The following is a 14,631-nucleotide window of genomic DNA, read 5'->3' as shown; positions in this document are numbered from 1 at the left end:
ATGCCCTCGGATCGCACACCGGGACGGCCCGGAGGTCAACCTCTACCCCCGCTTCAGGCCGGCAACCCTCCGGTTGATCCTCAGGTGGAGGCTCGGCAGGTTGCTAACCGGCGAAGCGAGCCCCCCCAGGTTGATCCCCGGATCGAGGCTCGGGGCCATGATGTCAGGTCCCGGCGGTGGCTCCGGTTGTGGATCACCGTGGGGGTGGTCGTTGCCCTGGTGGCCGCGGCCTACGGGATTTCCCAAAGTGCCCTGCTGGATGTGGACGAGGTCGAGGTCATCGGTGCGTCCCGTACCGGCGCTGGCAAGGTGCTGGAGGTCGCGGCTGTCGAGCCGGGAACCCCGCTTCTGGGGCTGGATCTGTCGGGTCCCCGCACTGCCATCGCCGCCCTACCCTGGGTGGATCAAGTTCGCTCCAGCCGGACATGGGGGGGCAGGGTCACCTTTGACATCACCGAGCGGGAGGCGGTTGCCCAGATCCCGATTGATGAAGCATGGGCGCTGGTCGACCGGCGGGGCCGGGTGCTCCAAGTGGATGCCGATCGTGGGGATCTGCCCGTGGTGCTGTTCAGCCCGGTTCCCGAACCGGGAAAGTGGTTGCGGGAACCGTCCTTGCCCCTCCTGGAGGTCAGCGAGGCTCTGATACCTCTTGGCGGTGACGGTATCGGTTTGATCTTCTTGAGGAACAACCAGGTGATCGTGGACCTCCTCGAAGCCGGGGAGGTCCATTGGGGAGGTAGGGACGACCCCTTCGGAAAGGCGGCCGCCTTGGCCACCGTGCTGGCCAAAGCCGATTTGAACTGTTTGGAGAAAGTGAATCTCAGTGTTCCCGAACTCCCCGTCTTGACCCGGCACGAGGATTGCTCTTAAGCTGGATATACCTCAACTAGAGGAATAGGTTCTTAACCCTGAACTCTCCATTCGGATAAACCGTTTGTAGAGGATAAGACCTGAGAGGAATACCCATGAGTGAACCCCAGAACTATCTGGCCGTCATCAAGGTCGTCGGCGTGGGCGGTGGAGGTGTCAATGCGGTTGACCGTATGATCGAATCCGGCTTGCGTGGTGTCGAGTTCGTGGCTGTCAACACCGACGCTCAAGCTCTGCTCATGAGTTCGGCTGAGGTAAAGCTTGACATCGGTCGAGAGCTGACTCGAGGGTTGGGCGCGGGCAGTGATCCCGAGGTTGGGGCTCAGGCCGCCGCCGACCATCGCAAGGACATCGAGGAGGTGCTCAGCGGAGCCGACATGGTGTTCATCACCGCCGGTGAGGGGGGCGGTACCGGCACCGGAGCGGCCCCGGTTATTGCCGAGATCTCCAAGAGCCTCGGGGCGCTCACCATCGCGGTGGTGACCCGTCCCTTCGGCTTCGAGGGCCGGCGCCGCTCGGTGCAGGCCGAGAGCGGGATACAGGCTTTGAGGGACAAGGTTGACACCCAGATCGTCATCCCCAACGACCGCCTGTTCGCCGTCGCCGACGACAACACCTCGGTGGTGGATGCGTTCCGCATGGCCGACGAGGTGCTTCTTCAGGGGGTTCAGGGCATCACTGATCTCATCACCACCCCGGGTCTCATCAACACCGATTTCGCCGATGTGCGGATGGTGATGCACGATGCCGGGTCGGCGCTCATGGGTGTCGGCATTTCCTCGGGCGAGGGCCGGGCGGCCGGTGCGGCCCGCAAGGCCATCTCCAGCCCGTTGCTGGAAGCCTCCATCGAGGGGGCTCGCGGTATCCTGCTCAACATATCCGGTGGTCCCGGACTGGGTATCTTCGAGGTGAACGAGGCGGCGGAGATAGTCCAGGGGGTGGCTCATCCCGATGCCAACATCATTTTCGGTACGGTGGTCGACGATTCGATGGGCGACCACATCCGGGTGACGGTGATCGCTGCCGGTTTCGATCGGTGGGAGGGCGAGCGGGCCACCCGGATGGCAACCAGACCACCTTCGGCAACCCCCGATGTGTTCGGGGGAACCGACGACGATCTTTTGGCTTCCGATGAGGAAGACGAGTTCGACATCCCATCGTTCCTTCGATAGCCCCATCACCGGGTGCCATAAGCTCGCCGGGCTCTGTCCAGGACAATTCGAGTGATCCCCATCGCCGGGCTCTGTCCAGGACAATTCGAGTGATCCCCATCGCCGGGCTCTGTCCAGGACAATTCGAGTGATCCCCATCGCCGGGTGCCGGATCGGGTGCCGGATCGGGCACCGGATGTGATTGACGCATCGGAGGTCGCCCGGCGTTTGGCTGCTCTGCGGCAACGGCTGTCTCGCGCCGGGGGTGACGGTGTTCGGGTGGTGGCGGTGACCAAGGGTTTCGGTCCCGAGGCAGTGGCGGCTGCGGTGGGTGCCGGCCTGCTGGATCTGGGGGAGAACTACGCCCAGGAACTGGTGGCCAAGGCGGGTGATTGTCGCGACAACCCCGATATCCAACCCCAGCCCCGGTGGCACTTCATCGGCCGGCTCCAGCGCAACAAGATCCGCAGGATTGCCGACCTGGTGCAACTATGGCAGAGCGTGGATCGTTCTGAGGTGGCGGCCGAGATCGCCCGTTGGGCCCCGGGCGCTCGCGTGCTGGTACAGGTGGACATCGCCAGTACGGGGGGCCGAGGGGGGTGCCGGCCGCAGGACACTGCTCGATTGGTGGGCGACTGCCGCCGGGCCGGTCTGGAGGTTGCCGGTCTGATGGCGGTGGGCCGCCCGGGGCTGCCGGAACAGGCCCGACCCGGTTTCCGCATGCTGGCGACCCAGGCCGCGGAACTGGGTCTGGCCGACCTTTCGATGGGCATGAGCGCCGATCTGGAGGTTGCCGTGGAGGAGGGAGCCACCATTGTGCGGGTGGGCTCGGCGCTGTTCGGTGCCCGTCCCCGCTGAGGGGTGTTCCAAAGACACAGGCCCTGGCGACGATCAGCGGTCGACGGTGGGTTTGTTGCATGGGTCCCCGATGCGGTAGTTGCTTGCTGTACCATCGGTTGAAGTAGATGCAATAATGCTGGGAGGGGATATTCGGATGTCCACCACATGGCAGAAAACAAAGTTGTTGTTCGGGTTCGGGAGCCAGCCCGAGAAGGAGTTACCCCCGGGGATGCCTGCGGAGCAGGATTCCGCCGGCATGCGCCTGGTGGCACCGGTGCCCGATGTGCAGTACTCGACCGATGCCGATACCGGTTCGGTCCGGCCCATTCCCCCGACCGCGGCATCCGAGGTTGAGGCCAGGGCTGCTCAAACCCGGACCAGTTTCGTCCGCCCCATCCCCTCCACCTCTTCTCGACCGGCAGTGGTGACCCCGATGTCGTTCGACGATGCCAAAGATGTGGGGGATTGCTTCAGGGGAGGGCAGGCCGTCATCGTGAACCTTCAGCACGGCAGCCGGGAGGTGGCCCGCCGGCTAATAGATTTTTCCAGCGGTCTTTGTTACGGGCTGGATGGACGGATGGAGAGGGTGTCCGAGCACGTTTACCTGCTCACCCCCTCCAACGTCGAGGTGTCAGCCGAGGAGCGTCGCCGCATCGAGGAGGCAGGCTACAGGGAACCCTGATGCCGACCGACTCCAACACGCGGGTAGGTACCACTGCTGCGTCCAGATCCCGGTAATTCAGCCAAAACTAAAGATTTTGTGGGGGGTACTTGCGCGGGGGGGGGGGGGTGATGGTAGTGTTGTGGTGTTGCTAATCGTTTTTGGCTGGGGCTTTGGGGTTCTGGTCGTTTCGGGAAGGGTGGCCTTGTGATGGCTGGTCGGTTTGATTCAGTAGGGGGGGGGGGGTAGGCGTGTAGCGCTGCCCTTTGGGGTTGCCCTGGTTTTGTTGGGGTCGGTGTTGGTTTCGGTGGGGGGTGTGGGTGCGCAGAATGTGCCGAGTGTTCCGTCGTCGCCGGTGGTGGTGGTGTTGGGTGGTGGTCAGGTGCGGTTGTCGTGGGGTTCGCCGGGGTCGGGTGAGGTGCGTTATGAGTACGCGTTTTCGGAGCGGGAGGCTGGTGGGACTGTGTGGGTTCCGCTGGTGGACAGGGTGACGGGTACTTCGGGGGATCGTAGTAAGGTTGTGTGGCAACCGGTTTCTGGTGGTGGGGCTGCTCGGTCGGTTGTGGTGACGGGTTTGACGGTTGGTAGCAGGTACCGGTTCTGGGTGCGGGCGGTGAACTCTGCGGGAGCGGGGAGTCCTGGTGAGGCTAGTGAAGCGGCGGATGGGCATTTGATGTCTGGCGTTCCCCCGGCTCCAGCAGGGTTGCGCGCTGAGGTTGGCGATTCCCAGGTGACGTTGAAGTGGACCAAAGCATCCGGTGAGGTACCAGGGTCGGGGTTCACCGATATTTTGCGCTACGAGTACGCGATCAAGCGGGGTGATGGTGAGTGGTCGGGGTGGTCGATAATGGCTGATGACGGTAGTGCGGCTAAAGAACGCGAATCGTTCGTGGTCAAGGGTTTGGTCAACGATGTCGGCTACTCGTTCCGGGTGCGAGCGGTCAACAAACACGGCAACGGTGCCACCGGTGAGGTGGGGCCAACTGTATTAGCAGGCAAACCGGGTGCTCCTCGTGACTTTGTGGTGATGCCGGGTGACAAGTCGGCGTTGTTGTCGTGGTCTACGCCGGGGGTTGTTCAAGCCCCGGTGACGGGTTGGGAGGTTCGGTGGGCCGAGAGTTATAGGGCGTTGACTAATGCTGGTTGGCATCGGGTTCCTGGCGGGGTTGGGACCAGGTCTCATGTTGTGGGTGGTTTGGATAATACCAAGAATTATGTGTTTGAGGTGCGGGCGGTTAACGCGTTGGGTGCGGGTACACCGGCGCGTTCTGGGTTCGTGTGGCCGGGTGTGGTGTTGGGAGCGCCGCTTGACTTCCGTACCGGGACGGTGACAATGTCGTCGGTGACGTTGAGTTGGAGGCGGCCGGCTAATCTTGTTGATGATAAGTTCCGGCGTTATGAGTATTCGGTGCGGGCAGGTGACGGTGAGTGGGGTGGTTGGGTTGCCATACCGGGTGACGACACGACTACGTCGTTTCCGGTTACGGGTTTGACGGCCGGTGTTGGGTATCGGTTCAGGTTGCGGGCGGTGAGCAATGTTGGGGCTGGTGAGGTGGCGGTGATGTCGGGGGTTGTTTATCCGGGGACGGTGCCGGCGGCGCCGGTGGTGTCTGCGGAGGCGGTGTCGGATTATGCGTTGGGGTTGCATCAGGTGGTTTTGTCGTGGACGGTGGATGATGGTGGTTCGCCGATAACGAAGTGGCAGTACGTGCGCAAAGAAGATGTGAATGAGTTGGCATCTTTGTCTTCTGGGGATTGGAAGAATTTGTGTGATAACAGCCAGGGGGCGGATCCGACTTGTGGGGGGTTGCGGTCGGTGACGGTGCCCACGGGTAGGCTTGTTGATCCTAGGCAACTTGGGGCTACTTATTGTCCTGATGGTGATTGTGCCAGGGATTTAGCTGTGAGGGATCATTATTTTGTGATGCGGGGTGTGAATGCTAGGGGTGAGGGTTTGGTGTCGGGGGTGGTGAGGGTGGACTTTGTTAAAGGGCTTGCCTCTAGGTCGGAGAGTGTGAATTTGCGGGGTTATATCACTGATCCTCTTACTGATAGCAATGCCAAGCCTCATATGGTGGTCGCATCGGGTTCTTTTAATGGTGGTAGTAAGTCGAGGTTTGAGTGGGCATGGAGGGTTGGTGATGGGCCGTGGGGTGGGTGGGTTACTCAGGAGGGTAGTATTAACAGTGCGACTGAGCGTTTCGATGAGGTGACTTTTCGGGTTGGGGAGACTTACACATTTCGGGAGCGGACGGTGACTGATGTGGGTGAGGGTTATGTGTACGAGACGGTGCCGTTTGTTTTCGGGGCTCCGCCTTTGCCGGGCGCTGCGAATTGGGGCGGTACCCCCCGGACTCGTCCGGAGGTGTTGGCGGTGCCGGGTAATGGTCAGGTGAGGTTGAACATTGTGCAACCCAAAGAGGAAAGCCGCTTCGCTACTGCTAATAATATTAGATACAGATACTATGCGGTGGTTTATGAGAATGCTTTCACTGATGCTGAGGGTACGAATTCCGAGACGGTTTGGGAGTATTCGTATCGTCCCGCCGGTGGTGAGTGGTCGCCGTGGGCGGTGGCCAACACTGGGGAGCGGTTCGCTAATCGGGCTGCGGGCAGCACCAGTGTGACCACTGATGGGGTCACGGTGTCGGGTTTGCGTAATGGGGTGGCCTATGAGTTCAGGGTCAGGGGGCTGAACCGGCACGGCAACAACATGTTGCCAGGGGTGGTGTTGTATTCCAACGGTGCCGGTTTGACCAACGAAGCCTCCGACGCTATCCCCGACAAGGTGGTGATACCGGGTGTGAACCCCCCGGCCCCGGCAGGGTTAACCGCGACTGGTGGTGATGGTCAGGTGGTGTTGTCGTGGACCTCGGCAGGGTCTGGGGGTCCGCCGATCATCCGTTGGGAGTATCGCAAACAGTCACGGGCGGCGGCTGATGCCGCGTTCGGGGCTTGGGAAACGACTTGGACACCGGTTGCGGGTTCGGGGCCGTCGACGACTTCGGCTGTGGTGAGGGGTTTGACCAATGGCAGCCTGTACCGGTTCCAGGTGCGGGCGGTGAACGGGTTGGCTGAGTGGGTGCCCTCAAGCCAGTTGCCCGCTAACTCCGGTAACGGTGCGGCGGCGCAGTCGCTGGAAGTGGTGCCTGGTAAGGTGCCCCAAGCGCCTCGTCAGGTGATGGCGGTGGCGGGTGATGGTGAGGTGAAGATCACTGTGGTGGCCCCGTTGCGGGGTGCTTCTGCGGGGGATGTGAAGTGGACATCGGTTTTGGGTTATGAGGTTCGGGTGCGCCGTGCCGGCAGCAACACTTTTGATGCGTGGCAGGCGTTGGGAACCCCTATCGCGCAGCCGCAGAACCCGTCGCCGGCCACCGCGACACCCAGACATCCGGCTGAAACAGCAGGTGTGCCGGTGCGGGGTTTGGTCAACGGGGTGGGCTATGAGTTCGAGGTGCGGGCGGTGAACCGGTTCGGCGCTGGGCCCGCGGCTGGGGTGGTTGGTCCGGTGACACCGACCGGTGCGCCCGCAGCCGGCTCGCTGCAAGCCACCCCCGGCGATGGGCAGGTCACGCTGGTATGGACACCGGCCGACACGGGGGGTAGCACCGTTTCGGGTTGGCAGTATCGTATGAAAACCGCTGGTGGGGGTTATGGTTCGTGGACGGCGGTCACCGGTGGGGCATCGGCCCGCAGCCTGGTGGTGGATGGTTTGGCCAACGGGCGGGCCTACACCTTCCAAATACGAGCCATAACCACCGATACCGAAGTGATCGGCACTTCGTTTGAGTCCGACGCGGTCACTCCCTCCGCAGTGCCGCCCGCCCCGGCGGTGACCGCCACCGCTGGTGATATGATGGTCACTTTGGGTTGGGCCGCTGGTGTGAGTGGTGAGGTGGGTGAATCGTCGTGGGCTGCCCCGGTTACGGGGTGGCAGTACCGGACCAAGCCCGGCGATGGTGATTATGGCACCTGGGTTGATGTGGCTGCTTCTACCACCACTGCCGATGTTGGTGATTTGATGAACGGCACTGGTTATGTGTTCGAGGTCAGAGCCCAGAACAAGATGGGTCCCGGCACCGCCGCCACCGTCACCGCAACGCCGGCGACGGTGCCTGCTGCGCCGACGGTTGTTGCTACCGCTGGTGATGAGATGGTCACAGTGTCGTGGACTCCCGGCAATGACAGTGGGTCTGCGGTGACGGGTTGGCAGGTGCGCACCGGCGATGGCCAATGGCAGGACCACCCTGCTGATACCACCTCGGTACCCGTCTCCAACCTGGTCAACGGCACCACTTACACGTTCCAGGTTCGAGCCCAAAACGCTATGGGCGATGGTGCTGTTGGGGTTGACACCGCGACCCCTGCTAGCACCCCTGCTGCGCCGACGGTTACCGCCACACCCGATGACAGCAGAGTCACGTTGTCATGGATGCCCGGTGACGATGGGGGTTCTGCGGTGACGGGCTGGCATTTGCGGGTTGATGATGGTGAGTGGGTGGATTTGACTGGGGTGGGTTTGGGCGCTGATGCCACCTCGGTGCCGGTGCTGAACCTTGTCAACGGCACCAGCTACACGTTCCAGGTTAGAGCCCAGAACGCGATGGGACCCGGTGCTGTGACAACCGTCGCCGCGATGCCGGCGATGGTGCCCGCCGCCCCCAGCGTGTCTGCGACGGCCACCGGCGGGACCATCACCGTCACCTGGATGGCGGGCACCGATGGGGGTTCTGTGGTGACGAGTTGGCAGTGGCGTACCCGGGTTGGGAGTGCTGGTTTTGGTGAGTGGGCCGATGTTGGGGCCACCACGACGAGAGCGGTCATATCCGGGGTTGATGCTGGTACTGGCCCGGTGGGTTACACCTTTGAGGTGCGAGCCATCAACGCGGTGGGTGCTGGCCCTGCGGGTACCTCGCCCACCATCGTTCCTGGTGATGATCGGATGGGTGATGGGGGTTACTACTCCGGCCCCGTCGATAGCCCGAGTTTCTGCGCCGAGTTCTCTTTGGGTGGGGCCCGCTTGTTTGCTTTGGACAGCAACGGTGACGGAGTGGCCGACACCTGCTCGTTGCCGTACACCCGGCGTGAGGCGATAGCCCGTCACAACGCGGTTATTACCTTGGCGAACCGGTATCCCGATTTGTATCGCCGGTTGGTGAACGCTGAGTGTGCTAACCAGCCCGGTAGCGAGGTTTGTGGTGGTGAGGCTCTGGCTGTGCCGGGGTTTCCGCCGCCCAATGATGGGGGTCCTTATTATTCGGGGACGATTACCGGGCCTTCCTGGTGCGCCAACCGTTCTTTGGGTGGGCCCACCACCTACCCCTTGGACAGCGACGGTGACGGCGTGGCCGATGTCTGCTCACTCCCCTACACCCGGCGCGAGGCCATAGCCCGCCAAAAAGCCGGTGACACCCTGGCTGCCATCTATCGCGATGTGTACAAGAGCATCCTGGCTGAGGAGTGTCGCCGCTTGGGTCGTGGCAGCTATGGCGACAGCGTTGTTGATTTGAACAACGACGTCTGCAACAACTGACCCCGCCCCTGCCTAGTTTCTCCCCGCCGGGGTGTCCCTCACCACCCGGGGTCAACCCTGGCGGGGACCGGTTCCCGTTAACGGTTTTGTGGTGGAAATGCTTGCGGGGGGGGGGGGGGGTGTGTGGTTATAGTGGGGGTTATGTTGAGTTTTTTGTGGGTTGGTTTGGTCTCTAGCCGGGGGGGGGGGGGGGGGGTAGTCGTTTAGGGCTGCCCTGGTTTGGTCCCCTGGTTTTGTTGGGGTTGTTGGGGTCGGTGTTGGTTTCGGTGGGGGGTGTGGGTGCGCAGTCGGGTGTGCCGGCGACTCCGTCGTCGCCGGTGGTGGTGGTGTTGGGTGGTGGTCAGGTGCGGTTGTCGTGGGGGCCGCCGTCGGGTGCTGTGGGTGTTGTGGGTTATGAGTATGTGTTTTCACAGTCGACCGATTTTGGCACCAATTGGGTTCCGCCGGTGGACAGGGTGATAGATGCTTCCACGGGTTTGGCACCTACTTCGGGGGATCGTAGTGGGGTTGTGTGGCGGACGGTGCCCGGTGGTGGGGCTGCCCGGTCGATTGTGGTTTCGGGTTTGAGGGTTGGTAACAGCTACCGGTTCTGGGTGCGGGCGGTGAACACGGCAGGAGCGGGGCAAATTGTTGAGTTGAGTGGCGCGGTGCAAGGGCATTTGATGTCTGGTGTTCCACCAGCGCCGGGGGGTTTGCGGGCGGTTGTTTCCGATTCCCAGGTGGAGTTGAAGTGGACGCAGGCTTCCGGTGCGGTAGCAGGGTCGGGGTTCACCGATATTTTGCGGTACGAGTACGCGATCAAACAGGGTGATGGAAAGTGGTCGGGGTGGTCTACCATGGCCGATGACGGTAGTACGGCGGCTGAGGATCGCGAGTCGTTTGTGGTTTCGGGTTTGGTTAATGATGTTGGGTATTCGTTCCGGGTGCGGGCGGTCAACAAGCATGGTGCTGGTGCTTTTGGTGTGGTGGGGCCGGTGGTGGTGGGGGGCGCGCCGGGTGCTCCTCGTAACTTTGTGGTGACACCGGGTGATAAGTCGGCGTTGCTGTCGTGGGCACCGCCCGGAGTTGTTCACTCGCCGATAACGGGTTGGGAGGTTCGGTGGGTCGGGAGTGGTGGTTACCCGGCTTTGGGGCGGGCTCAGTGGTTGAGGGTTCCTGGTGGGGCTGGGGTTAGGTCTTATTTTGTGAGTGGTTTGGATAATACCAGTATTTATTTGTTTGAGGTGCGGGCCATCAGCGCGTTGGGTGCAGGTGCGGGGGTACGTTCTGGGTCTGTGTATTTGGGTACGATGTTGGGAGCGCCTGGTAGTTTCACTGCAACGGCGGCGGAGTCGTCGGTGGCTTTGAGTTGGTCCTCGGTTCCTAATACCAATGTTCGAACCTGGCGGCGTTACGAGTATTCGGTTCGGGCTGGTGATGGTGGGTGGGGTAGTTGGGTGGCGATATCGGGGCCTTCTTCTACTAATTCTTATACGGTTTCGGGTTTGACGGCGGGCACAGGGTATCGGTTCCGGTTGCGGGCGGTGAATGTTGTTGGTGCGGGTGCGGTGGCTGAGACGGGGGTTGTTTATCCGGGTACGGTGCCGGCGGCACCGGTGGTGGTTGCGGAGGCGGTGTCGGATTATGCGGAGGGGTTGCATCAGGTGGTTTTGTCGTGGACTGGTTCCGATGGTGGTTCTCCGATAACGAAGTGGCAGTTCAAACGAGCCGAAACGGTGGCGTTGTTGGCTGACGCGCCGTGGCAGGATTTGTGTGACAACACCGCGGGGGCGGATCCGGGGTGTGGTGGGTTGCGGTCGATGAAGTTGCCTACGGGGTTTTATCCTAATGATATTGGTGGGGTTAACTGTTTTGAAGAGTGTGGTCCGAGTTTTGAGTTGGGGGATCATTATTTTGTGCTGCGGGGCGTTAACAGTCGAGGTGAGGGTTTGTCGTCAGGAGTTGTGAGGGTGAACTTCCCCAATGGTCTTGCTGCTAAGCCTACGACTGTGTTTTTGAGGGGTTACACCACTGATCCTCGCAGCACTGGTCGGCCTCATATGGGTGTAAATGTTGGTAATTATAATGGTGGTACGCGTTTGCGGTTTGAGTGGTCGTGGAAAGTTGGTGATGGGCCGTGGAGTGGATGGGTTACTCTAAATGGTAGCATTACTAGCGCTACTGAGCTTTATGATGAGATCACATTCCGGGTTGGGGAAACTTACACGTTTCGGCTTCGGACGATCACTGATGAGGGTGAGGGTTATGCGGGCGAGACGGTGCCGTTTGTTTTCGGGGCTCCACCTTTGCCGGGCGCTAAGGATTGGACCGGTGATCCCCGGGAGCGTCCGGAGGTGTTGGCGGTGCCGGGTAATGGTCAGGTGAGGTTGAACATCGTCAGGGGCCGCACGGTACATAGCACTACTAGGAGCCCCGCTTCTGGTGGTGATGCCTTCAATGTGATTGTTTATGATAATGCTTTCACCGATACCGATGGCATCTATGCTGGTACGGTTTGGGAGTACTCGTATCGTCCCGTAGGGGGTGAGTGGTCGCCGTGGGCGGTGTCCAACGTTGGTCAGAGGTTCGCGAACCGGGCTGAGGGCAGCACCAGTGTGACTACCGATGGGATTACGGTGTCGGGTTTGCGTAATGGGGTGGCTTATGAGTTCCGGGTTCGGGCGCTGAACCGGCACGGTACTAACATGTTGCCGGGTGTGGTGTTGTATTCCAACGGTGCCGGTTTGATAACAAGCAAAGGTGCCAATGTTTACCCGGACAAGGTGGTGATCCCCGGTGTGGCACCGTCGGCGCCGGCAGGTTTGACCGCTGCTGGTGGTGATGGCCAGGTGTCGTTGTCGTGGACCTCGGTGGGTTCTGGGGGTCCGCCGATCATCCGCTGGGAGTACATCAAGCAGGAACGAGCTGCGGGTGAGACCACATGGGGTGATTGGGAAACTGATTGGACAAAGGTTCCGGGTTCGGGGCCGTCGACGACTTCGGCGGTGGTGAAGGGTTTGACCAATGGTTCGTCGTACCGGTTCCGGTTGCGGGCGGTGAACGCGCTGGCTGATTGGGTGCCCTCCGGCCAGTTGGCGGCGGGTTCTGGTGAGGGAGCGCCGGCGCAATCGTTGGCGGTCACCCCCGGTAATGTGCCCACCGCGCCCCGCCAAGTAACAGCGACACCGGGCGACGGTGAAGTGAGGATTACTTTGCTGGCCCCGCAGGATGGTTCTGCGGTTTTGGCCTATGAGGTTCGGATGCGCCGTGCTGCTAGTGGCAGTTTTGATGCGTGGCAATCGCTGGGATCTCGCATCACCCCGCCGGCCCGCCACCTGGCTGAATCTGTTGGGGTGCCGGTGCGGGGTTTGGTCAACGGGGTGGCTTATGAGTTCGAGGTGCGGGCGGTGAACCAGTTCGGTGCCGGTCCCGCCGCCGGGGTGGTCGGCCCGGTTACGCCGGTGGGCGCACCGGGTGCGGGTTCGCTGTCTGCTGTTGCTGGTGATGGGCAGGTCTCGTTGTCGTGGACACCAGTGAACACGGGGGGTAGCACGGTTACGGGTTGGCAATACCGCATGAAAACTGCTGGTGGGGGTTACGGTTCATGGACCGCCGTCACCGGTGGGGCGACGGCTCGTAGCCTGGTGGTGGATGATCTCGCCAACGGGCAAGCCTACACCTTCCAGGTGCGAGCAGTGACCACCAACACTCAGGTGATTGGGGCGGCGTTCGAGTCCGAAGCGGTCACCCCCTCGGCGGTGCCCCCCGCTCCGTCGGTGACCGCTGCCGCTGGTGATATGGGGGTCACTTTGAACTGGACCGCTGGTGCTGGCGGGGTGGCGGGGGAACCCAACTGGGCTGCCCCTGTTACCGGTTGGCAGTACCGGATGAAAACCAGCACCACCGGTTACGGGGCTTGGGTTGATATGGCTGCCGCTACCACAACCCGTGAGGTTGACGGTCTCACCAACGGTGTTGCCTACACCTTTGAGGTCAGAGCACAGAACAGGATTGGCCCCAGCACCGCTGGTACCGCCACGGCGACACCGGCCAAGGTGCCTGATGCGCCCACGGTTACCACCAAGCCCGGTGATAGAACCGTCACTTTGTCGTGGATACCTGGTGATAACGGGGGTTCGGTGGTGACGGGTTGGCAGTTGCGCACCGGCGATGCCGAGTGGGCCAACTATCCTGCTGGCACCACCTCGGTTCCGGTTCAGAATCTCACCAACGGCACTACTTATACCTTCCAGGTCCGAGCCCGAAACGCCATGGGTACCGGCCCCTCCGGGGTTGCTGCGGCGATGCCGGCCACGGTGCCTGATGCTCCCACCGTTAACACCACGCCCGGTGACAGTACGGTTACTTTGTCGTGGACACCCGGCACCGATGGTGGGTCTGCGGTGACGGGTTGGCATTTGCAGGTTGATGATGGCGGGTGGCAGGACCTGACCGGCATGGGTCTGGGCGCTGATGCCACTTCGGTGCCCGTCACCGGGTTGGTCAATGGCACCAGCTACACCTTCCACATAAGGGCTCAGAACGCGATGGGTGCCGGTGCTGTGGCCACTGTTACGGCGACACCTGCTGCGGTTCCCGCCGCGCCCACTGTTGCTGCGACGGCCACCGGCGGGACCATCACCGTCACCTGGATGGCGGGTGGTGATGGGGGGTCAGCGGTGACGGGTTGGCAGTGGCGCACCCGTATCGGCAGTGCCGGTTTCGGTGATTGGACCGATGTTGGTGCGGCCACGATGAGCACGGTTATATCCGGGGTTGATACCGGTACTGGTCCGGTGGGTTACACCTTTGAGGTGCGAGCCATCAACGCGGTGGGTGCCGGCCCTGCGGGCACCTCACCCACCATCACCCCCGGTGACGACAAAGCTGATGATGAGGACTACTACTCCGGCCCCGTCGATAGCCCGAGTTTCTGCGCCGAGTTCTCTTTGGGTGGGGCCCGCTTGTTCGCGCTCGACAGCAACGGTGACGGTGTGGCCGACATCTGCTCGTTGCCGTATACCCGCCGTGAGGCCATAGCCCGCCAGAACGCGGTGATCACCCTGGCCAACCGGTACCCCGACCTGTACCGCCGGCTCGTCAACACCGAGTGCGTCAACCAACCCGGCAGCGAGGCTTGCGGGGGTGATGAGTTGGCCGCGCCGGGGTTCCCGCCGCCCAACGACGGGGGTCCTTATTATTCGGGGACCATCACCGGCCCTTCCTGGTGCGCCAACCGCTCCCTGGGTGGGCCCACCACCTACCCGTTGGACAGCGATGGTGACGGTGTGGCCGATGTCTGCTCGCTGCCGTACACCCGCCGCGAAGCCATAGCCCGCCAAAAAGCCGGCGACACCCTGGCTGCCACCCACCGCGACGAGTACAGGGCCATTCTGGTTGAGGAGTGCCGCCGCTTAGGTCGTGGTAACTATGGCGACCGCGTTGTTGATTTGAACAACGACATCTGCGCCTAACCAACCCTCACCCTATTTCTCCTCGCCGGGGTGTCCCCCACCACCCTGGGTCAACTCCGGCGGGGACCCACCTCCGCCAATCGCTTTTCGGTGAAATACTTGCGGGGGGGGGGGGGGGTGTGT

The 14,631-nt window shown here is 62.1% G+C and carries 6 protein-coding genes; all 6 read left to right on the top strand.

Annotation, left to right across the window (positions count from 1 at the left end):
- The 6 genes from ACOGXC_RS07415 (at nt 1) to ACOGXC_RS07390 (ending at nt 14,508) form a co-directional block, all read left to right on the top strand.
- The gene (locus ACOGXC_RS07415) at nt 1-870 is read left to right on the top strand and encodes a cell division protein FtsQ/DivIB (RefSeq protein WP_419917566.1); all 870 of its coding nucleotides are present in this window, start codon (nt 1-3) and stop codon (nt 868-870) included.
- A gap of 95 nt (nt 871-965) precedes the next feature.
- Entirely contained in the window at nt 966-2,042 is a 1,077-nt protein-coding gene (gene ftsZ / locus ACOGXC_RS07410; RefSeq protein WP_419917565.1) for a cell division protein FtsZ, read from the top strand.
- A gap of 144 nt (nt 2,043-2,186) precedes the next feature.
- Nucleotides 2,187-2,879: a YggS family pyridoxal phosphate-dependent enzyme gene (locus tag ACOGXC_RS07405; RefSeq protein WP_419917564.1), complete on the top strand. Its 693-nt coding sequence runs from the start codon at nt 2,187-2,189 to the stop codon at nt 2,877-2,879.
- Between the two features lie 136 nt (nt 2,880-3,015).
- Nucleotides 3,016-3,543, top strand: coding sequence for a cell division protein SepF (locus ACOGXC_RS07400; protein ID WP_419917563.1), 528 nt, complete (start codon nt 3,016-3,018; stop codon nt 3,541-3,543).
- Between the two features lie 295 nt (nt 3,544-3,838).
- The gene (locus ACOGXC_RS07395) at nt 3,839-9,055 is read left to right on the top strand and encodes a fibronectin type III domain-containing protein (protein ID WP_419917562.1); all 5,217 of its coding nucleotides are present in this window, start codon (nt 3,839-3,841) and stop codon (nt 9,053-9,055) included.
- 275 nt (nt 9,056-9,330) lie between these two features.
- A complete protein-coding gene (locus ACOGXC_RS07390) occupies nt 9,331-14,508 on the top strand; it encodes a fibronectin type III domain-containing protein (protein ID WP_419917561.1) in 5,178 nt (1,725 codons plus the stop codon).
- Nucleotides 14,509-14,631: the final 123 nt, after the last annotated feature.

The organism is Candidatus Poriferisocius sp., assembly GCF_965202595.1.
Taxonomy (GTDB): Bacteria; Actinomycetota; Acidimicrobiia; order Acidimicrobiales; family Bin134; genus Poriferisocius.
The sequence above is the reverse complement of the archived record's forward strand: the minus strand, read 5'-3'. Positions and strand labels throughout refer to the sequence as shown.